Origin of the sequence: Moraxella porci DSM 25326 (assembly GCF_002014855.1) — a bacterium.
GTDB classification, from domain to species: Bacteria; Pseudomonadota; Gammaproteobacteria; order Pseudomonadales; family Moraxellaceae; genus Moraxella; species Moraxella porci.
In genome coordinates this window covers 218535-242877 of sequence record NZ_MUYV01000001.1, presented here as the reverse complement: position 1 = coordinate 242877, position 24343 = coordinate 218535, and the positions used below count along the sequence as shown (strand labels likewise).

22 protein-coding genes are annotated in these 24343 nt (G+C 46.3%); 20 read left to right on the top strand and 2 right to left on the bottom strand.

Annotated elements, in window-relative coordinates; all coding sequences use genetic code 11:
* Window positions 1-466: 466 nt before the first annotated feature.
* From argF to B0681_RS01155, 4 genes are all read left to right on the top strand, one after another.
* Entirely contained in the window at window positions 467-1387 is a 921-nt protein-coding gene (argF, locus tag B0681_RS01175; protein ID WP_078316915.1) for an ornithine carbamoyltransferase, read from the top strand.
* Between the two features lie 273 nt (window positions 1388-1660).
* On the top strand, window positions 1661-2362 hold the full coding sequence (locus B0681_RS01165) for an SIMPL domain-containing protein (protein ID WP_078316913.1): 702 nt from the start codon (window positions 1661-1663) through the stop codon (window positions 2360-2362).
* Between the two features lie 194 nt (window positions 2363-2556).
* Complete coding sequence (locus tag B0681_RS01160; RefSeq protein WP_078316912.1) at window positions 2557-3615, top strand: L,D-transpeptidase family protein; 1059 nt, start codon at window positions 2557-2559, stop codon at window positions 3613-3615.
* Between the two features lie 200 nt (window positions 3616-3815).
* Window positions 3816-5480, top strand: coding sequence for a fatty acid--CoA ligase (locus B0681_RS01155; protein WP_078316911.1), 1665 nt, complete (start codon window positions 3816-3818; stop codon window positions 5478-5480).
* Between the two features lie 102 nt (window positions 5481-5582).
* Here the strand turns inward: B0681_RS01155 and B0681_RS01150 are convergent, their stop codons facing one another.
* Both B0681_RS01150 and B0681_RS01145 read right to left on the bottom strand, forming a co-directional pair.
* The gene (locus B0681_RS01150; protein WP_078316910.1) at window positions 5583-7013 is read right to left on the bottom strand and encodes an outer membrane protein transport protein; all 1431 of its coding nucleotides are present in this window, start codon (window positions 7011-7013) and stop codon (window positions 5583-5585) included.
* A gap of 187 nt (window positions 7014-7200) precedes the next feature.
* The gene (locus tag B0681_RS01145; RefSeq protein ID WP_078316909.1) at window positions 7201-7422 is read right to left on the bottom strand and encodes a SlyX family protein; all 222 of its coding nucleotides are present in this window, start codon (window positions 7420-7422) and stop codon (window positions 7201-7203) included.
* 103 nt (window positions 7423-7525) lie between these two features.
* Here B0681_RS01145 and B0681_RS01140 point away from each other — a divergent pair, with 103 nt between their 5' ends.
* The 16 genes from B0681_RS01140 to B0681_RS01065 all read left to right on the top strand — a co-directional run bounded on the left by B0681_RS01140 (window position 7526) and on the right by B0681_RS01065 (window position 24210).
* The gene (locus tag B0681_RS01140; protein WP_078316908.1) at window positions 7526-9487 is read left to right on the top strand and encodes an ATP-binding cassette domain-containing protein; all 1962 of its coding nucleotides are present in this window, start codon (window positions 7526-7528) and stop codon (window positions 9485-9487) included.
* A complete protein-coding gene (locus B0681_RS01135) occupies window positions 9484-10530 on the top strand; it encodes an LpxL/LpxP family acyltransferase (protein WP_078316907.1) in 1047 nt (348 codons plus the stop codon). Before B0681_RS01140 ends, B0681_RS01135 begins: the two co-directional genes overlap by 4 nt.
* Window positions 10531-10556: 26 nt before the next feature.
* Entirely contained in the window at window positions 10557-10940 is a 384-nt protein-coding gene (gene panD, locus B0681_RS01130) for an aspartate 1-decarboxylase (RefSeq protein ID WP_078316906.1), read from the top strand.
* Window positions 10941-11127: 187 nt separating this feature from the next.
* Window positions 11128-11751: an anthranilate synthase component II gene (locus B0681_RS01125; protein ID WP_078316905.1), complete on the top strand. Its 624-nt coding sequence runs from the start codon at window positions 11128-11130 to the stop codon at window positions 11749-11751.
* 24 nt (window positions 11752-11775) lie between these two features.
* Window positions 11776-12864, top strand: coding sequence for an anthranilate phosphoribosyltransferase (gene trpD / locus B0681_RS01120; protein ID WP_078316904.1), 1089 nt, complete (start codon window positions 11776-11778; stop codon window positions 12862-12864).
* A 32-nt stretch (window positions 12865-12896) separates the two neighbouring features.
* A complete protein-coding gene (trpC, locus tag B0681_RS01115) occupies window positions 12897-13724 on the top strand; it encodes an indole-3-glycerol phosphate synthase TrpC (protein WP_078316903.1) in 828 nt (275 codons plus the stop codon).
* A gap of 49 nt (window positions 13725-13773) precedes the next feature.
* The gene (gene trpS, locus B0681_RS01110) at window positions 13774-14832 is read left to right on the top strand and encodes a tryptophan--tRNA ligase (RefSeq protein ID WP_078316902.1); all 1059 of its coding nucleotides are present in this window, start codon (window positions 13774-13776) and stop codon (window positions 14830-14832) included.
* Window position 14833: 1 nt separating this feature from the next.
* Complete coding sequence (locus B0681_RS01105; RefSeq protein ID WP_078316901.1) at window positions 14834-15727, top strand: segregation and condensation protein A; 894 nt, start codon at window positions 14834-14836, stop codon at window positions 15725-15727.
* 15 nt (window positions 15728-15742) lie between these two features.
* Window positions 15743-16315, top strand: a complete 573-nt coding sequence (gene scpB, locus B0681_RS01100) for an SMC-Scp complex subunit ScpB (RefSeq protein WP_078316900.1) — start codon at window positions 15743-15745, stop codon at window positions 16313-16315.
* 219 nt (window positions 16316-16534) lie between these two features.
* Window positions 16535-17335 carry an SIR2 family NAD-dependent protein deacylase gene (locus B0681_RS01095; protein ID WP_078316899.1) on the top strand — a complete coding sequence of 267 codons (801 nt, stop codon included), beginning with the start codon at window positions 16535-16537 and terminating at the stop codon, window positions 17333-17335.
* A gap of 154 nt (window positions 17336-17489) precedes the next feature.
* On the top strand, window positions 17490-18467 hold the full coding sequence (gene rluB, locus B0681_RS01090) for a 23S rRNA pseudouridine(2605) synthase RluB (protein ID WP_078316898.1): 978 nt from the start codon (window positions 17490-17492) through the stop codon (window positions 18465-18467).
* A gap of 488 nt (window positions 18468-18955) precedes the next feature.
* A complete protein-coding gene (gene nrdA / locus B0681_RS01085) occupies window positions 18956-21232 on the top strand; it encodes a class 1a ribonucleoside-diphosphate reductase subunit alpha (protein ID WP_078316897.1) in 2277 nt (758 codons plus the stop codon).
* 122 nt (window positions 21233-21354) lie between these two features.
* Entirely contained in the window at window positions 21355-21687 is a 333-nt protein-coding gene (locus tag B0681_RS01080) for a YbaB/EbfC family nucleoid-associated protein (protein ID WP_078316896.1), read from the top strand.
* A 2-nt stretch (window positions 21688-21689) separates the two neighbouring features.
* A complete protein-coding gene (gene recR / locus B0681_RS01075) occupies window positions 21690-22283 on the top strand; it encodes a recombination mediator RecR (RefSeq protein ID WP_078316895.1) in 594 nt (197 codons plus the stop codon).
* A 9-nt stretch (window positions 22284-22292) separates the two neighbouring features.
* The gene (locus B0681_RS01070; RefSeq protein WP_078316894.1) at window positions 22293-23513 is read left to right on the top strand and encodes a ribonuclease D; all 1221 of its coding nucleotides are present in this window, start codon (window positions 22293-22295) and stop codon (window positions 23511-23513) included.
* A gap of 19 nt (window positions 23514-23532) precedes the next feature.
* Window positions 23533-24210: an LOG family protein gene (locus B0681_RS01065; protein ID WP_078316893.1), complete on the top strand. Its 678-nt coding sequence runs from the start codon at window positions 23533-23535 to the stop codon at window positions 24208-24210.
* The last annotated feature ends 133 nt before the right edge of the window (window positions 24211-24343 follow it).

Sequence of the window (24343 nt, the reverse complement as noted above, 5' to 3'; positions counted from 1 at the left end):
TTTGTCGATGCCTAAGCCTCTAAGCCTATACCCTTAGTGCAGCGAAGCCATCGAACAGATTTTAAAAATATCACCAATTTTAGCACAAATAAATGTAACGAGTTGTAAAAATATACGCTTGTTTACATAAAAATTGTTTAAACATTAAAAAATATTATTATTTTCAATGGTTTATTGGCATTTTAGCGCTCGAATTTATTTATATTGACAGTCATTAGACACTGTTGAATTACAGCATACCACGCGAATGCATAAACAACTTATCAATGGCACATGCTGTACAAAATTATGTAATTTCAATGACTTATCTATGATGGTTAATAATTTTTGCAATGATTTATGATGAATCAGCGTAAATTTATAGTCAAAATATAGCCAAGCGCCAAAACCGATGCTATACTACAAATTTCAACCAAGCTGTGCGAGCAAACAGCCCATCAATTCATCAAATAGGATAAGCCCACCCATGAGTGTACGCCACTTTCGCAATCTGCTAGACATGACACCTGCTGAACTTGAAGCCATCATCCGTCGTGCCAGCGAACTGCGCCAAATGCAGCATCGTGGCGAGATTTACCGTCCGTTTGTCGGTCGTACGCTTGGGATGATTTTTGAGAAGTCATCGACGCGTACTCGCATTTCTTTTGAGGCTGGTATGGGACAGTTTGGCGGTCATGCGATTTTCTTATCCCCAAAAGACACTCAGCTTGGGCGTGGTGAGCCGATCGAAGACTCCGCCAAAGTCATCTCAAGCATGGTCGATATTATCATGATTCGCACCTTTGAACACGCCAAGCTTGAGCTGTTTTGTCAGCACTCATCCGTACCTGTGATCAATGCCTTGACCGATGATTTTCATCCGTGTCAGCTACTGGCGGATATGCAGACCTTTCATGAGCATCGTGGCAGTATCAAAGGTAAGACGGTCACATGGGTCGGTGATGGCAACAATATGTGCGCATCCTATATCCTAGCAGCGCATCAGTTTGGTTTCAATCTGCGTGTGACTGCGCCTTATGGCTTTGAGCCAAATCCTGAGCTGATCGAAGAGTACAGCCACTGCGTCACTTATGTCGAAGATCCCCAAGAAGCTGCCAAAGGTGCGCATCTGATCGCCACGGATGTCTGGGCAAGTATGGGTCAAGAATCAGAGCAGATGACGCGCGCGCGCCGTTTTGCGCCTTATCAAGTCAGCCCTGCGATGCTCGATAAAGCTGATCCTGAGGTGCTATTTATGCATTGCTTGCCTGCGCATCGCGGTGAAGAGATCAGCTTTGATTTGCTAAATGACCCGCGTTCTGTGGTATGGGATGAAGCCGAAAACCGCTTACACGCCCAAAAAGCTTTGATGGAATTTTTGTTAAAAGACAAAATCAAATTAGACTGATCTATGGGATGCAGTCGGGTTTATCAAGCGTGGCGATGGCTGCGCTTTTTTTGCACTTTATTGATGATTGAAATCCAGTGGTATTCGCCTTAATGGTACATTGGCTTGATTTATCATTAACACGCCCTTGCTCTGCCGCCAAATTCGCATATTCACAATCTGCCACCAATTTTTTACATATTATGACACATACTGTTACATTATTTGGCATGAAAGGCGCTATAATGGTGCCGAACTACCTTGAGCAGTGCATTCATTTAAGGATCATTTACCATGTCATTTTTAAGAAATTCTGCAATCATTACTGCGGTGGCTTCAGCACTAAGCCTACCTGCATTGGCCAATGACCAAGCTTATAATCGCATCAGTTTTAACAGCGAAGTCAAAAGCGAAATCGCCAATGATGAGATTCGCGCCACCATGTCAAAGACCGCTCAAGCCAGCACTGCCGCTGCCATCGCCAAAGAGCTAAACAGCAGCGTCAATGCCGCGATGCAGATCGCCAAACGCTATCCTGAGGTGACAGTGACCACAGGCGCCCAAAGCACTTATCCGCGCTATGCCAATAACAGCACCAAAATTATCGGCTTTACAGGCAGCGTCAGCATTAACATCAAAAGCAATAACTTTGAAAAAGCCAGTCAGCTGATCGCCGATCTACAATCCACGATGGTGATGGAAAATATCAGCTTTGGGATCTCAGACAAGCTGCGCGACAGTGAAGAAAAACGCCTACAGCTAGAAGCGATCAAGCGTTTCAATGAAGAAGCCACCACCATCAGCCAAGCCTTTGGATCAAGCAGCTACAAGATCGTCAATGTCAATCTTGGTGGCAATAATCACTATTACGCTCGACCAGTGATGGCCAGCATGAAAACCATGGATGCCGCTGCTGGCATCGAAGCCCAAAACTTCGAGGCCGGCAACACCACCTTAAGCTACAACGCCAATGGCACCATTGAGATCATTCGCTAAGCACAGTGTTAAACTTAAGCTTTTATAAAATGACTATAAAAGTTGGCACGCAGGTTGATGGCTTGCATCTTAGTCATCAGCCTGTCAGTTATCGCTCTGCCAAGCCATCCACAGTGCCATAAAGTGACTTCATAAATTGTGGCAAGGCTGCAATAATGGTATAATAAATCAATTTTTTAAGTTGAGAAGTTAAGATGAATTCGATCAAACCTTTGGTACTTGCTTTATCCAGTTTTCTAGTCATCGCTACGGCCAATGCAACTGGCGATCAAGACATCGTCTCTGGCGAGGTGGTCAGCTCAACGGCCGATAATGCCGCGATCAACAGCATCGAGCAAGGTGGCAAACGCACCACAGTGCATGGTTTGGATGAGTATGCCAAGCGCGTCAATGAATCTGAATGGTCTCAAGACATGAAGCAAAACACCGCAATGACGGTAAAATTGCAAGTGCTGCTTGATTGGAACCACGCCTCACCTGGCCCAATTGATGGCGGCTGGGGTATGAACTCCAAAAAAGCACTGACCAATTTCCAAAAAATTAAAGGCCTAACCCCAAGCGGTCGCATGGATCAGGCGACATGGGATGCACTAACCCAAGGCATTGACAGCACTCAGCCTGTGTTAGTGTCTTATACCATTACCGCTGAGGATGCCAAAGGCCCTTATCAAAAGCTGCCTACTGATGTCGAAGCTCGCTCAAAACTAAAAGCTTTAAGCTATGAAAACATCCAAGAGATGCTCGGTGAGCGTTTCCATATGGATGTCGCGTATCTGCGCAAACTCAATCCAAATAAAAAGTTTGTCGCAGGTGAGACCATCACAGTCATCAATACTGGCAAGCCTTTTGAGGGCAAAGTCACACGCGTCGTCGCTGATCGTAAAGATAAAATTTTATACGCTTATAACGGTGATCAGCTGGTGGCTACCTATCCGACCACCGTTGGCGGTGATGCCAGCACCACACCCGGTGGCAAATACAAAATTGTTAATAAAGTCAAAATGCCGACCTATAAAGCCACCGTCAATCGTGATGGCGATGACAAAAAAGTCTTCTTCCTACCACCAGGCCCGAACAGTCCTGTCGGCGTCGTCTGGATGGGTCTAAATAAGCCAAGCTATGGCATTCACGGCTCACCAGTGCCTGAGGGTATCAGCCGTCAATCATCTTTAGGATGCATCCGCTTAACCAACTGGGATGTGCTAGAGTTGGTCGCTGTCATCGAAAATGGCGCAACGGTTGAGATTTTATAATCGCGTTCGGCATCCGTCAGTCGTCTGTCTATGACAGGCGGCTTTTTTATTGCCACTTTTATGCAGTTGCCGATTTGATTGATGTGGTTGAGATTTCTTGATTTGGTGATTATTTTTTGCTTGGTATCTTTACAAAGTGAATTTTTTGGTTCATATTATACTGGCAATGACGCAACCACTCCCATCACAAGGAAGCTGTTATGAGTGCCATTTTAAATCTGCATGATGACTATCATCAAGCCAAAAACGCCTATCATTATCCCCTACTGATCAAAAATCTTCTTGATCGCCCAAGGATCGCTTCACGCCATAAGCTGATCCGCTATGCCGATCGCTTTGAGATGACTTATGAGACTTTCTTTTCACGCATTAACCGACTGGCCAATGTGCTGACTGGCATGGATCTGCGTGCAGGCGATGTCGTGGCGGTGATGGACTGGGATACGCATCGCTATCTTGAGCTGTATTTTGCGGTGCCGATGTGTGGACTGATTCTGCAGACCGTCAATGTGCGACTGTCCGAAGATAAGGTGCTTTACACCATCAATCACGCCAAGCCTAAGGCGCTGTTCTTAAATTCAGAATTTGCGCCGATGGTCAAAGATCATGCCACGGATGCGCCGAGTGTCGAGCATGTCGTCTGGCTGGATGATCATGGTACGCCGATCCCTGCTGGCATCGATGGTGAGTATGAAGCGCTGCTTGAGGCGGCTGATGACACATTTGATTTTCCAGATCTTGATGAAAACACCATCGCCACCACTTTTTATACCAGTGGCACCACGGGCAATCCAAAAGGCGTGTTCTTTAGCCATCGTCAGCTGGTGCTGCATAGCCTAGCTGTAGCATCGACTTTCGGGCTTAATGCCGAAGGTCAAGGACTGCGCTATGATGATGTCTATCTGCCTGTGACGCCGCTGTTTCATGTGCATGGCTGGGGTATGCCTTATGTGGCGACCATGGTGGGTCTCGATCAGATTTATCCTGGGCGATATGTACCACAGGCATTGGTGGATCTGATGGAAAAATATCAGGTCAGCTTTACACATGGCGTGCCGACGATCTTGCAGATGTTGATCGGTGAGATGCAAAGCCGTGGACGAACATTCAATGGTATGAAGATGATCATCGGTGGCTCTCGACTCACCGAAGGACTGTGCCGTCAAGCCCTAGAAATGGGCATTGAAGCCTTTACCGCTTATGGCATGTCAGAGACCTGTCCTGTCATTGCTTGCACCACTTTTAATAAAAGCGACAAGCTTAGCCATGATGAGGACATCAAACGCCGCATCAAGACTGGCTCCCCTGCGGTACTCACGCGCATCGAGCTGTGGGATGATCAAGGCCAAAAAGTCGCCTGCGATGGCAAAACCACTGGCGAGATTGTCGTACGCTCGCCTTGGCTAACCCAAAGCTATTTTAAAAACCAAGATGCAGGCGATGAACTGTGGGAAGGTGGATTTTTGCACACCCAAGACATTGCCCACATGAATGATAAAGGCGAACTACAAGTCACCGACCGCCTTAAAGATGTCATCAAATCTGGTGGTGAATGGGTGTCATCGCTTGAGATCGAGACCTTATTATCACTACATCCGAGTGTCGCTGACATCGCTGTCATCGGCATTCCTGATGCCAAATGGGGCGAGCGTCCACTGGCGCTGATCGTACTTAAGCCCACCCATCAAGACACATCAGCCGATGACATCATCGCCATCGGGCTACAGGCCGTCGAGCGTGGACTGATCGCCAAATACGCCATTCCAAGTGAGGTGAAATTCGTCAGCGAACTGCCCAAAACCAGTGTTGGCAAGCTTGACAAAAAAGTCATGCGCCAGATGTACGCCCAAGGGTTGTTTGCCTAATTATACTACCTATCATAAGCCTAGTAATTTCTAGGCTTCTTTTTTAAGGCCAATAAAAAGACCAAACTGTCACAGTCTGGTCTTTTTGTTATGCCAAGTGGATTATTTGGCTTGATAGGCCAATTTCACACCAGCGATAAAGCCGTCATTGTCTTCAAATCGCCCTGATAGCGCAGAAGTTCCGACTTGTGATGGAATTTGAGCATCTGCATCGCCAAATTTAAGATACTTACCGCCAACTGCCAACGACCATTGTGGAGTTAGGTCGTATTTAGCACCCAGACCAACAGAATAATAACCTTCAATCGGACCTAGGGTTGTTGTTGGGTTGCCAGCACCACTATCCCAACCTACAGAGCCTGATACTGCCAAGCGATCAGATAGGCGTTTGCCTAGACCAACTTCAGCAGACCACTGGTCTTTATCATAGCTAACGATTGGTAATTGTTTGCCATAAACACGCTCTGCTGCATCACCATAAGCTGGTGGACGAATATCGAAATCAGACCATGGCACATAGCGCACTTTGGCGGTCAATAGCGTGGTTGGGTTAATGCCAGTTTGGAAGTCTAGGTTATAAGACTCTGGCAAAGTGACTGCAAAATCACGAGTACTGTTAGGATTATTTCCAAGTAGACCTGAAGCTGGCAATACCTCAGCGATGGTACTCTTATGCTCAATTTCAGAACGATAAGTCAACGCAGCTTTAAGTGCGATTTCAGGCTTGGAATAAGCCACACCAGCCACCCAGCCGACAGCCGTATCAGGGCTGATGCGCGCATCATAGCCATTAGCAGCTAAATAAGCCGTACCGCGCAGATGCACCTCACCAGTCAGATGCTGCGCTGCAGCACCACCATAGATTTGGAAATTGCGCTTTTCACCAAATTTAGCACCCACCAAAGTTGTCAAATTATGGGTGCGGATCTCAACATTAGTGCCTTGTTGATCACTATTCAACACATCTTGCAAACCTTGTTCTCGATTTACCAAGACAGCTCTTTGGCTCTCCAGAGGTGTGCGTACAGCCTCTGCTTGCTGAGCGTTAATTCTGCCACTGCTTTCATTAGCATTGATAGATTCAATAACTGCATCAATACGGCTAATACCATCACGAATTTGTTGCAAAGCAAAATTTCCAGCAGTAGCGTTAGGGATTTGTCTCTGAGTAATTGTTGCAAGTGCACTGTCAGCATCAGCAACGAAATTATTATTACCGCTATATTGTACCGCTGCACCAAATGGCTCATCATACAACACACCGACGCTAAAGCGGTCATTCAGATCGCCTTTTACACCAAAACGGAAAAAGTCATAAGCCTCGGCACCATCTGGCACGACATTGCCTGAAGCATCTTTTCCTGATACATCAGCATCAATATAAGTATAAACAGCTTCGGCATAGGTGCCATCTTGTAAAAACGCGGTCACATCCTGACCTGAACGGTCCAGACCTGCTGAGTGTGCAGAAGTGGCTGCCAATGCTGAGACCACAGCTAGGCTTAACGCTTTATATCCAAATGTTGAGCTCATAATTTTCTCCAAATTAACAATCCTTAGTCCATGCAAAATATTGTCCATGCCCTCCTTTTTGTAAGCAAACAACACAACTTTTGCACATTTGTATCTTAAATCAATTTTATATACAAGACAAGTGTAATTTTGGAAATTTTTGGTGATTTTTTGCCATTCATGCTAATGCCGCTTTCACCAGTTGCCATCAATAATGCGGCGGTCTGTCGGCAAATAGGTCAAACGGTGCCACGCCTGCATCTTCTTTGATGGTCATCTGTGCATAGATGAGCTTCAGCTGGTCTTGTAAGTCCATCAGCTGACGGTCTTGACGAGCGATGACTTCGTTCAGCTTATCGCAGGTATCTTCCAAGAAACTTAGGCGGGTTTGTAATTCGATGATGTCATCAGAGCTTGGCGTGGTGGTCATGGCAGACGCTCCAGTCAGAAAATTGCCAATATTGTACACAATTTTTGGCGAAATTTTGGTATTATATGCACCTTTATTTCAGTGATTTTCGATTTGGCAGCTTATGGCATTAATACAACTCAAAAATATCCACTTGGCCTTTGGTGTCGCACCGATTTTGGACGGGGTGAATTTTAGCCTTGAGCCGTATGAACGCGTGTGCTTGATCGGACGAAATGGCGAAGGCAAATCCACCCTGCTCAAGCTCATCACAGGCGATCTGCACGCCGATGATGGCGAAGTGCTGATCAAAGATGGTACCAAAATCGCCATGCTCGCCCAAGATGTGCCAAATGGAGATGCGACTGTGCTTGATGTGGTGATGGGTGGTAACCAGCAGATCGCTGATACGCTCAAAGCCTATCAAATCGCAAGCGATGCGTGCGGTCTGGGTAATGCCGCCGCTTGCGATGAGATGAGTCATCTGCAGCATACTTTAGATGTGCTACACGGCTGGGACTTTGAGCGTAAGGCTCGTGCGATCATCGACAGCATGGGTTTGGATGCCAATAGCAATCTGAATGAATTATCAGGGGGTCGCAAACGCCGTGTGCTGCTTGCCCGTGCACTCGTTACCGAACCTGATGTGCTACTGCTTGATGAACCGACCAACCATTTGGACATCGAAAGTATCGATTGGCTTGAGAATTTCTTATTAAACGAGCGCTTGACCGTATTGTTTATCACGCACGATCGTAAATTCGTCGATCGCCTTGCCACTCGTATCATTGAGCTGGATCGCGGTCAGCTGAACAGTTATGATGTCAATCAAGGTGCAGGCGGCTATGCACGCTACCAAGAACTTAAAGAGCTTGAGCTTGCCAGTGAACAAAAAAGCTTTGCAGAATTTGACAAAAAACTCGCCCAAGAAGAAGCATGGATTCGTCAAGGCATCAAGGCGCGCCGTACTCGCAACGAAGGTCGTGTCCGCGCCCTAAAAGCACTGCGAGAAGAGCGAAAAGCACGCCGTGATGTCGTCGGCAATGTCCAAATTAGCCAAAATACCAGCGAAAAATCTGGCAAAATCATCTGCGAAGTCAATCATCTGACACTGGAGTATGATGATAAGATTTTATTAAAAGACTTTAGCACATTACTACTGCGTGGTGATAAAGTCGGCATCATCGGCAAAAATGGTGTTGGTAAGACCACCTTAATTAAGTCCATCTTGGGACTGGATAATTCTGCCATCAAACAAGGCTCAGTCAAGCTTGGCACCAATCTCAACATTGCTTTTTTTGATCAACTAAAAGATGATCTCGATCCTGATAAATCAGTCGCTGACAATGTCTCAGAAGGCTCAGATCATGTCGAAGTTGGCGGCCGTAAGACGCATATTTTGGGCTATTTGCAAGACTTTTTGTTTAGTCCAAATCGTGCTCGTACGCCTGTCAAAGCCCTATCAGGTGGCGAAAAAGCCCGAGTGCTGCTTGCCAAATTACTACTCAAGCCTGCCAATGTCTTGGTACTTGATGAGCCGACCAATGACTTGGATATGGCAACGCTTGAGCTTTTGGAAGAATTTGTCGTAAATTTTGATGGCACTGTGCTACTCATCAGCCATGATCGTGCCTTTATGGATAATGTCGTCACCCAAACTTGGGTATTTGATACCGACAAGCATGGCGATGGTGTGGTGCTTGAATATGTCGGTGGTTATGAAGATTACTTGGTGCAGCATGAGCGGTATTTGGCAGCCAATCCAAAGCCTGTCAAATCAGACACCAAATCCGATGCCAACTCTAACAACGCCGAAACAGTTAAGCCTACGTCTGCACCCGCCCAAAAACCCGACGGCAAACGCAAACTGTCTTATAAAGAACAGCGAGAGCTAGAGAGCCTACCAGATGAAATCGCTGCCCTAGAAGCTGAGCAAAACGATCTGAATGCCAAGCTTGAAGACGGCTCATGGTTTATCAGAGATCTAGCCGCAGCGACGGCAGCGAGCGAGCGACTGGGTGAGATTGATGAATTATTACTCATCAAGCTTGAACGCTGGGATGAATTAGAGAGTATCAGTAAATGAGCTGCGACAATCATCAATGTGGCTGCGGTGATCAGCAAGTAACAAGCATCAAATCTGCCATCACGCTCACCGACAATCATAAACAGACGCATATCGCTGATGCTAAGCCATTTCAGTGGGCATTTTTACACCCACGATATTGGGGATTTTGGCTAGTGATGGCGTTCATGCTGCCGCTGATTTATCTACCGCTACGCATTCAGTTTATGATTGGGCGAGCCTTTGGTAAGCTTGTGTTTACACTGGTTAAACGACGGGTTAATGATACACTCACCAATTTAAAGCTTGCCTTTCCCAATAAAACCGATGACGAACGCCAAGCCATCGCCCGTCAGGTATTTATCAATCAAGGTATTGGTATTTTTGAAAGTCTGTGTGCGTGGTTTCGCCCCAATGTCTTTGTGCGCAGCTTTAGCATCTCAGGTCTGCAGCACCTTGTCAATGCCCAAAAGGACGGCAAGGCAGTGATTTTGCTCGGTGGTCATTATACGACACTTGATCTGGGTGGCAGACTGTGTACGCAGTTTTTTGGTGCTGATTGCGTGTATCGCCCACAAAACAATCCTTTGTTGGAATGGTTTATTTATAACGCGCGTCGTCGTATTTTTGATGAGCAAATCTCCAGTCGTGATATGAAAAAACTCATCACACGCATCAAAGCTGGTCGTGTGATTTGGTATTCGCCTGACCAAGACTTTGGGCTAGAGCATGGTGTGATGGCGACTTTTTTTGGTGTGCCTGCTGCCACCATCACCGCTCAGCGTCGCCTTGCCAAGATGGGCGATAAATCCAATCCGCCTGCCGTCATCATGATGGATATGGTGCGTCAGACCCCTGATTTTATCCCGTCGGGTCGTCGCCCACATTATCACATCACGCTAAGCCCTGTTTTGGATAATTATCCATCATCCGATGAAGTGGCTGATGCCGAACGCATCAATCGCTTGGTAGAAGCCAATATCCTAAAAGATGTCAGTCAATGGATGTGGTTTCACCGCAGGTTCAAGAACCAAGCGGATGGCACCAATTATTATAATCGCTAATATACTTGTTAATAAAAGAGAAAATTATGATTCGCACCCTACTCGGTGGCAAAATCCACCGCGCCACAGTCACAGAGGCCAATCTCAACTATGTCGGTAGTATCACCATTGATGTCGATTTGCTCGATGCGGCTGGGATTTTGGTGAATGAAAAAGTCGCCATCGTCAATAACAACAATGGCGAACGCTTTGAGACTTATACCATCGCAGGCGGGCGTGGTAGTGGCATTGTCTGCCTAAATGGTGCCGCCGCCCGCAAAGTGCAAGCAGGCGACATTGTCATTATTATGAATTATGTAATGATGGATGACGACAAAGCCAAAGCTCACAAACCCAATGTCGTGCTGGTCGATGGTAATAATCGCATCACCGATGTGCTACATTATGAGCCTGCCAATACTGTGTGGTAAAATCATTGCTGATTTTTGATCACGCCATCAGTCATTCGTGCTTTGGCTGTGGTTTGATTATTGATTGATGGCATTGGCCGATGCTAACTTATGTGCTTTTAAGCAGCTGCACATCATGATAAAATAAAATATTAATGATGCATTTTTATGGATTGTATCCGATTTTTAATTAAGGACTGTCACCCTCATGATACTGATGATCGATAACTATTGCAGTTTTACTTATAATATTGTTCAATATTTTGGTGAACTAAAGCAAGACATCACCGTGTGGCGTAATGACGAAACCACTTTGGATGAGATTATCAAGCTTGACCCAAAAGCCATCGTGCTTGGCCCTGGCCCTTGCAGTCCAACCGAAGCTGGAGTGACACTTGAGATTCTTCAAAAGCTCTCTGGACAAATCCCCATCTTAGGCGTCTGCCTTGGTCATCAGGCTATTGGTCAAGCCTTTGGTGGTCAAGTGGTGCGTGCTGGCGAAGTGATGCATGGCAGGCTCTCACAGATACATCATACCAACCAAGGGGTGTTTGAAAACTTGCCAAATCCATTCACTGCCACACGCTATCATTCACTGGTAATTGATAAAAATACTTTACCTGAGTGTTTAGAGATGACTGCATGGACAACTCATGATGATGGCAGTATGCAAGAAATCATGGGTGTACGCCATAAGACGCTGGATGTCGAAGGTGTGCAGTTTCACCCAGAATCCATCCTGAGTGAACATGGCTATCAGCTGTTTAATAATTTTTTGAAACGCTGTGGACTGGCTGTGCTGGATGATGACAAGCTGCCACAAGTTGCCTAACTCATCAATACCTAGGGATATATCATGACTACCGCACAAAAAAGCCCAAGCGACATCACCAATTTACCTGACGATGCCATTCATGCCATCTTGACCGATGCGCTTGCCAAACTGCTCAAGCACATCGATCTGACTGATGAGCATATGCGTGAAGTGATGCTCATCATCATGCAAGGTCGTTGCCCTGATGCTCTGATGGGTGCACTGCTCATCGCTCTGCGTGAAAAAGGTGAATCCATCAGTGAGATCAGCACCTGCGCTAAGACCATGCTTGAGCTGGCTGACACCATCAGTATCCGTGATGCCAATGCCGTGGATATCGTCGGCACAGGGGGTGATGGCTCAAGTCTATTCAATGTCTCAACGGCGTCCGCCTTTGTGGCAGCAGCAGCAGGCGTGACCATTGCCAAGCATGGCAACCGTGGCGTTTCCACCGCTTCAGGCTCATCGGATGTGCTCACCCAAGCTGGTGTCAAGCTTGATATCGCCATCGATAAGACTCGCCAAGCCATCGACGAAATCGGCATCGGGTTTTTATTTGCACCCAACCATCACCCTGCCATGCGTCATGCCATCGGTGTGCGTCGCTTGCTCAAGGTACGCACCATTTTTAATATCCTAGGCCCGCTGACCAATCCTGCTCATGTCAAGCGAGCAGTCATCGGTGTGTTTAGTCCTGAGCTGTGTGAGCCGTTGGCATATGTCTTTGAAAAACTTGGACTGCATCATGTGCTGGTGGTGCATTCTGCCGATGGCTTGGATGAATTTAGCCTAGCATCACCAACCCGAGTCGCTGAGCTCAAAGACGGTCAGGTGCGTGTCTATGACTGCAATCCAGAAGATTTGGGATTGGATTCTAAGACTTTACACGGTTTGCATGTCGCATCATCGGCAGAAAGCTTGGCGTTGATCAAGCAGGCATTACAAGCAGGTGAAGTCGATACCACCACCCAAAAAGCACGCGAGATGATCGCCATCAATGCTGGTGCCGCCATCTATGTCGCAGGACTTGCCAAGTCGCATCAAGACGGCGTACAGCTTGCCTTGCAGACCCTAGAAAGCGGCAAAGCATGGCAAAAATTAAGCGAATTTGCTGCTTTTACCCAAAGCTAACTTGATGACATTATTTAATAAAATTAAGAACTATCATGACCAATACACCAAGCATCTTACAAAAAATCGTCGCCACCAAGTTTGATGAAATCACCGCTGTCAAAGCCAAGATCAGCCAAGATGATCTGCTTGAGCGTGCAAAATCCCACAAACCGCGGGGCTTTGCCAACGCATTGCGTCGCATTGACACCACCAAAGGTCAAATCGGCATCATCAGCGAAGTCAAAAAAGCATCGCCATCTAAGGGGGTTATCTGCCAAAACTTTGACCCTATCATCGCCGCCACAGGCTATGAAAAAGCCGGTGCTACCTGCCTATCGGTACTTACCGATCGTGATTATTTCCAAGGTCATGATGACTATCTCATCGCTGCTCGCTCTGCGGTGAGTTTGCCTGTACTTCGTAAAGATTTTATGGTCGATGAGTATCAAATCATCGAATCTGCCGCCATCGGTGCTGACTGCATTTTGCTCATCATGGCGTGCCTAGATGATGACACCGTGCACCATCTGCACAAGACGGCGACTGATTTAGGGCTGGATGTTTTGATTGAGATTCACACCCAAGATGAGCTGGAACGAGCACTACGCCTACCAAAATCATTGCACAATATCTATGGCATCAATAACCGAGATCTCAACACCTTTCAAGTGGATCTTGAGCATAGCATTCGCCTAAGTCAGCAATTATTTGCCGCACTTGGTGATGATGCTTTGGTTGTCAGCGAAAGCGGTCTGAACGATGCTGATGACATTCATTTGATGCAGGCCAATAGCATTCATCATTTCTTGATTGGTGAGCAGTTTATGAAAACTGATGATGCAGGCGCAGCCCTTGCCAAACTGCTAAGCACCATCTAAGTCTGTTATTGTTAAATTTTATTTATAGATTATACTATTGGATTATCTCATGAGCGAACAAAAAAAACGCATTTTAACAGGTATCACCACCACAGGCATTCCACACCTAGGTAACTATGTCGGCTCAATCCGCCCTGCCATCGCATCTGCCAACGCTGCCATTGATGCAGGTGATGGTGATGCTTTTTTCTTTTTGGCAGATTATCACGGCATCATCAAATGCTTTGATCCTGAAGAGATTCACCGCTCAACCAGAGCCATTGCAGCGACTTGGATTGCTTGTGGTCTTGATCCTGAACAAGTCACCTTTTATCGCCAGTCAGATATTCCTGAGATTCCTGAGCTTGCTTGGGTGCTCAACTGCTCATGCGCCAAAGGCTTGATGAACCGTGCGCACGCTTATAAAGCGGCTGTCGATGCCAATCTAGCAAAAGAAGACACCGATCCTGATTTTGGTATCAGCATGGGATTGTTTAGCTATCCTGTATTGATGTCAGCAGATATTTTGATGTTCAACGCCACTCATGTTCCAGTGGGCAAAGACCAGATTCAGCATATTGAGATGGCTCGTGATATTGCAGGCACTTTTAATTTTAAATACAAGCCATTATTCACTGAACCGAGCGCTGTCGTCGATGAAAATACGCCACTATTGACAGGGCTAGATGGTCGCAAGATGTCAAAAAGCTATGGCAACACCATTCCGCTATTTGGCGATGGCAATCCACAGATTGACCCCGAAAAAGCACTCAAAAAAGCCATCATGCAGATCGTCACCAACTCACAGCTACCCGAAGAACCAAAAGACCCTGACAACTGCACGATTTTTGAGATCTATAAAGCATTTGCAACAGCGGATGAAATCAATGCACTGGCTGAGCAATATCGCCGTGGTATTGGCTGGGGTGATGCCAAAGAGATTTTATTTAATAAAATCAACAGTGAAATTGCCCCTTACCGTGCGCGCTATCTTGAGCTGATGAATAATCCAAAAGAGCTTGAAGAGATTCTACAAATGGGTGCCACCAAAGCACGCCGCCAAGCCCAAAAACAGCTTGATAAGACACGCCGTGCCATCGGCATCAAGCCATTAGCCAAGCTTAAATAATATGAGCGAAAGCCAACCATTGACATCAGAAGAACAGGCTCAAACCGACACAGGCGTGCGTATTTATGACACGCCTGTGCTGAGCCTGCCTGAAGATTTATACATTCCACCGCAGGCATTTGCCATTTGGCTTGAGCAATTTGCTGGCCCTTTGGATTTTTTGTTGTATTTGGTCAAGAAAAATAACTTTGACTTAACCGAAACTGCTATTTTACCCATTACCGAACAATATCTTAGCTATATCAATGACTTGGATGAAGAGTATTTTGAGCTTGCTGGTGATTATCTCTTGATGGCAAGCACGCTAATCGCCATCAAATCCGAGCTTTTATTACCCCAACCTGAAATCAGTGATGATGAAATCAGCCCAAAAGCTCGCTTGATTCAACGACTTGAAGAATACGCCCAAATCAAAGAAGCGGCGCATCGCATTGATCAGCTGTTACGCCTTGAGCGAGATGTGTTTTTGGCGTACGCAAGCTTCCCAAGCAGTGAAGCAATGCAACGAGAATTACCAAACTATTCGCCGCAAATCTTGGTCAATAGCCTAGTAAATATGCAAATCCGCCCTGACTTTAGCGGTCATACAGTCAAGGTTGACCCTGTGCCATTGCCTGAGCGGATTGCGATGATTACACGAGTGCTTAGCCAAAAAGGTGTTGCAACTTTTGGTGAATTGCTTGATCAATCCCAAGGCAAACTTGGTATTGTGGTGAGTTTTGTGGCGGTGCTAGAGCTCATCAAGCGGGGCTATATTGGTTTTGATACGCCTGACATCGACAGCGATGATGAGTTTGATAGCAGTGATGCCAAGTCAAATCAATCAAAAAAACGCCAAATTCCGATCAATGTAGGGCGAGATTTACGCCATCAAACACTACAATGGCTACATTAATATTTTAGGATAATTATGACCGAAACTGCCAATGATTCTGCCTTTATCCAAGCACATCAAAAAGCTGAAGTGTTTAGCCGTTATATCGAAGTCTTACTCCATGCCAGTGAGTCGCCATTGACAGATAATGACCTAAAAAAACACTTGATGATGAGTAATAGCGAGCTCACCGCTGCCCTTGCCGTGCTTCAGCAGCGTCTATCATCAGGTGTTTTGACATTAAATAAAACCGCGAGTGGCTATCGTCTGCAAATCAAAGATAACTACAGCGGACTGATTCAGCAGGTTTTCCCCGAACGCCTAGAGAATCTCAGCCAAGCACTGCTTGAGACCTTAAGCGTCATCGCTTATAAACAGCCTGTCACTCGCTCAGACATCGAGCAGGTGCGTGGAGTGACGGTGTCTAGCCATATTTTACGCCAACTGTTTGATAAAGGCTGGATTGTCGAAAATGGTCATAAGGACACTTTGGGTCGCCCTGCACTACTACATACCACCAAGGCGTTCTTGGATGCATTTGGGCTAAATAGCCTTGATGAGCTGCCGCCATTGCCTGATTTAGAAAGATTAAACGTACGATCAAATTAACCTTTACCGACTGGCGTAAATCTCTAAGGTTCTGAGCATACAGCACAATAAGCAATCACCGCTCGGCATACCAAAGCAAATTGATAAACCGTGCAAGATGACAACTGCCCAAAGCTTGCCTACCTGTTGATTTTTACTTATAATTTAGCTTATCACACAAAAAAACTGCTAAGCTTTGTGTTTAATTACTATGGACATTTGTGATCAATAAGGACAATGATGCAAAAACTTAAAACTTTGCTACACTCTGCCGACTGCCTACTCATCACCGCAGGGGCAGGCATGGGCGTAGATTCTGGATTGCCTGATTTTCGGGGCAATAGCGGTATGTGGCAGGCCTATCCTGAGCTTGGCAGGCAGCAGATAGATTTTACCAGTATTGCCAATCCGCAAGCCTTCGCCAAAAACCCACGCTTAGCTTGGGGATTTTATGGTCATCGCTTGGCGTTATACCGCAAAACCGTGCCGCACGCTGGCTTTGAATATCTGTTAAAAATCGCCAAACACCTTGATTTGCCTTACTTTGTCTTTACCAGTAATGTCGATGGGCAGTTTGCCAAGGCAGGATTTGACCCTGAGCGAATTTATGAATGCCACGGCTCCATTCACCATCTGCAATGCACACAGCCTTGCTGTGATGAGATTTGGACTGCCGATATCACGCCTGTGATTGACAATGACAAATGCTTGTGGCTTGACAAGCTGCCAAGTTGTCCACATTGCGGCGGCCTTGCTCGTCCCAATATCTTGATGTTTGGCGATTGGCACTGGATTGGTGCGCGTAGCGATGAGCAAGAATCTCGCCTACAAGCATTTCTTAGCAAGCATCAAAACCCTGTGGTAATCGAAATGGGTGCAGGGACTGCGATACCGACCGTACGGCGTTTTGGTGAGCGTTTCGCCCCCAATCTGATTCGCATCAATCCACGAGATAATGCCCTGCCTACTCGTGGTGGCATCAGCCTGCCTATGGGTGCAAAAGCAGGTGTTGAGATGATTTGGCAGGCGCTTATTGGGTGATTTTGGGCAAAGTCTTGGTACACGGGTTTGTGATTAAAATCCCTCTAAATTACAAATCCACACTCAAAAGTCTTTGCACCACCTACCCAAATCCGATATAATTAATCCTTTTCACATTGCGAAATGTTATTATCCACTTATCAGGAAATTTATCATGACTGAACAATTCACCCCCGACATCACAGACAGCATCGACGGCAAACCTGCCGGCGAAAAGCTACAAAAACTCTTAGCTCGCATCGGTCTTGGCTCTCGCCGCGGTCTTGAAGAAATCATCAAAGCTGGCCGTATCTCCATCAATGGCAAAGTTGCCACACTGGGCGATCGAGCCACCTTAACCGATGAAATCCGTGTCGATGGCCGCCCTGTCCGCCTAAAAGCCGAGCGAGAAAAACGCCGTCGTGTACTTGCCTATTATAAGCCTGAAGGGGAAATCTGCTCTGTCAGCGATCCTGAAGGTCGCCCAACGGTGTTTGACCGCCTGCCAAAGCTCACCGGCGATCGCTGGGTGATGGTTGGTCGTCTCGATATCAACTCATCAGGACTCCTGTTATTCACCAATGATGGCGAACTGGCTCACCGCTTGATGCATCCATCCAGCCAAGTCGTGCGTGAATATGCTGTGCGTGTCCTAGGCGAAGTCACCCCACAAATCGCCAGCACACTGACCGCAGGTATCGAGCTTGAAGATGGCTTTGCCAAATTTGACGACATCAAAGAAGGCGGCGGTACAGGTGTCAATAAATGGTATCATGTCACCATCAAAGAAGGTCGCAAGCGTGAAGTGCGTCGTATGTTCGAAAGCCAAACTCTGAAGGTGTCTCGCTTGATTCGCACCCGTTATGGCACGATGATTCTGCCAAAAGAACTACGCACTGGTCGCTTTATCGAGCTTGACGCCAAAGAAATCGGCAAATTGGTCGAATCCGTCGGTCTGCGACAGCGTCAAGGCACAGGTCTAAATACCGCCGCCAAAGAAAAACAGGCCCGCATCCATAAAAAACCACTCAAATCTCGCGAAGTGCGTCGCAAAAAGCATGAAGAATACGAACGCCGTCAAGAACGCCAAGATCGTCGTCCATCTCAAAAGACACCATCTTTTAAGACGGCAAAGTTTGTGAAAATTGATTAGTTATATTAATTAATATTCTAAAAAATATCAGTCAGAATTTTGTCTTGACAGATGCTTTTGTATGTTATTTTAGCGTTTATTAAGGTCGCAAGCAGATTGCTTACGACCTTTTTTATTCAGATTATTCAATCCAAAATCTCAACAATTTTATTAAAATTAAACCATCAACACCTCCCTGATTTGCGTTACAAAAAACTCAAAAAAATTTTTTATGTTCGTAAGCCTTGCCATTATTGGCTTTGGTAAAAAAGTGATGGATTTTTTGCCGATAAAGCATATTTTTAATGTTTTGACAATCTTTTATTTTCAGAAAAAATAGGCTATATTGTTGCCTAAATTTATTCTATGCACTAGATATGGTGTAACTTTTTAAATAATGCCATATTGATTTTTTGATGATTTTTTGTTGAATAATTGCTTTAGAATCAGATATTTTTGGCAAATTAGTACGCAAGTCATCGCAAGTTTTTAGCATATTGGGAGCAGTAATGACACATATTGACAAAATCAAAGTGACCAAACGCGATGGTCGCCTAGAGCTGATTGATCTGGATAAAATCCATCGAGTCATTGACTGGGCTGCCGAAGGTCTGCATAATGTCTCTGTTTCTCAAGTTGAGCTAAAATCTCATATCCAATTTTATGATGGCATTCGCACTCGTGATATTCACGAAACCATCATCAAGGCAGCAGCAGACCTAATCAGTGCCGAGACGCCTGATTATCAATATTTGGCAGCTCGTTTGGCAATTTTCCATTTGCGTAAGATTGCCTATGGTGAGTTTGAGCCACCACATCTATATACCCATGTCCAAAAATTGACCGAACATGGCAAATATGACAAGCACATCTTGGCCGATTATAGTGTTGATGAGTTTAATGAGCTAAACGACTATATCGACCATAGCCGTGATATGAACCTTGCCTATGCTGCTGTAGAGCAGATGATGGGTAAGTATTTGGTACAAGACCGTGTGACCAAGCAAGTATTTGAAAGCCCGCAGTTTTTGTACATCTTGGTCGGGATGTGTCTATTTGCCGCTTATGATAAGGCGGAGCGACTGGACTATATCAAGCGTTTTTATGATGCGACTTCTAATTTTTATATCTCGCTACCAACACCCATCATGGCAGGTGTGCGTACGCCGACTCGCCAGTTCAGCTCATGCGTACTGATTGAATGCGGGGATAATCTTGACAGCATCAACGCCACCACATCAGCCATCGTCCGCTATGTCTCGCAGCGTGCCGGTATCGGTATCAATGCTGGTGCCATCCGTGCGCTTGGCAGTCCTATCCGTGGTGGTGAAGCGCAGCATACTGGCTGTATCCCATTTTTCAAAATGTTCCAAGCAGCGGTCAAATCCTGCTCGCAAGGCGGCGTACGTGGCGGAGCAGCCACCCTGTTTTATCCGCTATGGCACTTAGAAGTCGAAAGCTTACTTGTGCTGAAGAACAACCGTGGTGTTGAAGACAACCGTGTTCGTCACATGGATTATGGTGTACAGCTGAATAAAACCATGTACACTCGCTTAATTAAAGGCAGTGACATCACCCTATTCTCACCATCAGATGTGCCAGGGCTGTATGAAGCATTCTTTGCTGATCAAGACGAATTTGAGCGACTATATACACTGTATGAAGCCGATGACAGCATCCGCAAGCGCAAAGTCGCTGCCAGAGATTTATTTAGTCTGATGCTACAAGAGCGCGCCAGCACTGGTCGTATCTATATCCAAAATGTCGATCACTGCAATACGCACAGCCCATTTGACTCAAGCATCGCACCGATTCGCCAATCTAATCTGTGCATGGAAATCGCTCTACCAACCGCACCGCTTGACAACATCAATGATGAAAAAGGCGAAATCGCTCTATGCACACTATCGGCGATTAACCTTGGCAAAATTGAGAATCTATCCGACATCGAAGAGCCTGCCGAGCTGATTGTGCGTGCATTAGACGCTCTGCTTGATTACCAAGACTATCCAGTCATCGCCGCCAAAAAAGGCAGCATGAACCGTCGCACCCTTGGCGTAGGCGTCATCAACTATGCCTACTATCTTGCCAAAAATGGTACTCGCTATTCGGATGCCGCGGCATTGGGTCTGACGCATCGCACCTTTGAAGCGCTACAATATTATCTATTAAAAGCATCAAACAAACTTGCCAAAGAGCAAGGTGCTTGCCCATGGTTCCATGAGACGACTTATAGTAAAGGTATCTTGCCAATTGATACTTACAAAAAAGACCTTGATAGCATCTGTGCCGAGCCACTACATCTAGACTGGGAGGGTTTGCGTAGTGAGATTAAGACACATGGTCTTAGAAACTCCACCCTATCAGCCTTGATGCCGTCAGAGACTAGCTCGCAGATCGCCAATGCCACCAATGGTATTGAGCCACCTCGTGGTTTGGTGTCGGTCAAGGCAAGTAAAGATGGTATCTTAAAACAAGTCGTGCCTGAGATTGAACGCTTGGCATCTCAGTATGAGCTGCTATGGAACATCCCTGACAATAACGGCTATCTACGCCTTGTGGGTATCATGCAAAAGTTCATTGACCAGTCTATCTCAGCGAACACCAACTATGACCCTGCCAAATTTGAAGGCAATAAAGTACCAATGAAAGTCTTAATTCAAGACCTATTGACCGCTTATAAATTTGGTGTCAAAACTTTGTATTACCACAATACCCGTGATGGTGCAGATGATGCCCAAGGTGACTTGGACGATGGTTGCGCTGGCGGTGCGTGTAAGCTGTAATTCAGCACACTTGGCCAATAAGCACTGCGATAAGCGGTGCTTATTTTTTGGCAAACTTATGCTATAATAAGCCATTACAAGCTAGATAACCCTATTTAATTACCATAAATCTAGGAAAAATTATGAACATTCAAGCCCTAATGCAACAAGCCCAAGCCATGCAAAAGCAAGTCGAACAAAATGTCGAAGCTGCCAAAGCAAGCCTTGCCACCAAAGAAGTCCATGGCGAAGCAGGTAACGGCTTGGTCAAAGTTACCATGACAGGCCGCCATGTCATCAAGCGTCTATCCATCGACCCTAGCCTAATGGATGATGAACCAGACATGATCGAAGATTTGGTCGCGGCAGCGGTGAATGACGCTGTGCGTCAAGCCGATGAGTTGTACGAAGAAGTGATGGCTGGTGCGACCACTGGTATGGGCTTGCCACCAAGCATGAAAGGCTTGTTTGGCTAATCATGCTCACCCCAAAGCTTGATAGACTCATCAAAGAACTACAAATCTTACCAAGCGTTGGACAAAAATCCGCTCAACGCATGGCATTACACCTATTGACCAAAAAGCGCGCGCAAGGCATCAGCCTAGCCCAGACGCTAGAGACCGCCATGCGTGAGATCATCGAGTGTAGCCACTGCCATTCATTCAGCGATGATGAGATTTGCCCGATCTGTGCCGACCCACGCCGTGATGATGGCCTGCTCTGCGTGGTTGAGAGCGCATCGGATGTGATAGCCATCGAGCAAAGTGGCGCTTATCGGGGCAAATACTTTGTCTTGGGCGGTCATCTGTCACCGATCGATGGCATCAATGCGGATGATCTGCACATTGATGAGTTGATCGCGCGCATCCAGCATTCTGCCATTGATGAGCTGATCTTGGCCACTGGCGCGACCGTCGAGGGTCAAACCACCGCATTTTTTATTTATGATGCCGTGCGTACTTATGTCGGTAAGGTGACGCGCCTAGCACAAGGGATTCCGATGGGTGGAGAGCTTGAGTATGTGGACAGCATCACCCTTCATCAAGCCCTACAAAATCGCAGCTCCATTTAATAGACACTTATGACACATCTAGCCTTCAATTTTCCCAAAATCACCCTTGATACCAGTGCCGCCGAAACGCTGCCTGTCGTCTGGGTTCAAGATAACACAGCTTTGTACGCATTGATTGATGAGATTGACAGCGTCGATGTCGTGGCATTGGACACTGAGTTCATCAAGCGCACCACCTATTATCCGATTCTTGCGCTCGTACAGGTCAATACTGGCAAAGCGATTTATCTTGTGGATGCGCCAAAGCTTGATTTGACAGAGTTTTGGCAAGCGCTGATCGAAGTGCCAACGATGGTATGGTATGCTTGTGGTGAGGATTTGGGCATTTTTTATTTGCTTGCCAAATGCCCACCGCTAACCAATATTTTTGATGTGCAAATTGGCGTGGCGTATTTATCCGGTAAGCTGCAAGCGGGCTACAGTCAGGCGCTTTATGAGATTTTAGGCATACAGATTGATAAAGGCGAAAGTCAGTCAAATTGGCTTGCCCGACCTTTGACCACTGAGCAAGAAACCTATGCCGCCAATGATGTGCGCTATTTATTGGCGCTGTATCAAGCGGTACAGCAAACATTGCAATCACGGCAGATTCTATCGTGCGTGGTCGAAGACAGCCATCATTATGCCAACGAGCTGCACGCACTTCAAAATCAAGATAGCGACAGTCTATATCTGGATCTGATCGCCCCGATTTACGACCGTCGTCAACTGGGCGTACTCAAGCATCTGACCATCTGGCGCGAGACACTGGCAAAAGCGACCAACGAACCCAAAAGCTTCATTTTAGGCAAGCAAGCATTGCGCGAGATTGTGCAAGAAATGCCCGACAGCATCCGCTTATTGGCACGCACCACCATCAATCGCGCGGTGCTAAGACGATACGGCGAAGAAATCGTTCGCATCATCCGCCAAGTCAAGGCCATGCCCGAACAAGAGCTGCCACCGCCACCGCCACCCAACTATCACAGCAAAAATAAACCCTTTAAAAACGACTTGGCCAAAGCCATCGATCAGTACAGCGCCGAGCATCAGATCCCTGCCAATCTTTTACTGAAAAACCGTTGGATGAACGATTTGTTGGTTTTGGTGGCTGATGATGGTCAAATCGAGCAGCTGCCTGCTGAATTATTGGGTTATCGTAAAGCTTTGGTAACTGAGGCGATCATTCCGCTGCTGATGCCCTATAAAGCACACATCAAGCAAGTGTTAGACACACCAGAATATCCCTAACCTGCCTTTTGGATTACACATGAGCTTAAGCACCCCATTTAGCAATGCACCAACAGATTCAAGCAGCCCACGATATGTCTTTAGACGGGTGGTCGTTTATTGTGGCTCTAACTTTGGTGACACACCTGCTTACTATGCAGCCGCCCAAGCGCTGGGCAAGGTTTTGGCACAGCGTGGTATCACACTGGTATATGGTGGTGGCAATGTGGGCTTGATGGGTACGGTGGCTGATAGTGTCATCGCACATGGCGGCCAGACAATCGGTGTCATTCCACGCTTCTTAAAAGACAAAGAAGTAGCACATCAAGGGCTGAACCAGCTGATCATTACCGATGACATGGCCAGCCGCAAGCTTAAAATGATCGAGTTTGGTGATGCCTTCATCGCTCTGCCTGGCGGCATTGGCACTTATGAAGAGCTGTTTGAGGTGCTGTCTTTGGCTCAGCTGCGCCAACACCAAAAACCCATCGGTGTGCTGAACATCGAAGGCTTTTTTGATCCTTTGCTACAGCTTTTGGCACATACAGCAGCGGCAGGATTTATGCCCAATGCCAATCTGCAGCTGATTTGTGTGGCTGATGACATCGATGTACTGCTGCAAAAGATGGCAAATTATCAATTCATCGATGCTCAAAAATGGGTCAAACCCGACTGGCTTGATGATAATGACAGTTATACCGTGCCAAAATTTATCTAAATACGCCCAAAAATCACCCTTTGGCTAAATTTGTACCAAAATATTACAAAAAACACTTGCAATAAAATAAAACGAATGTACACTATATAAAGAAAATTTTTTGCAATTGGCACAATGACCATAATGCCAACCA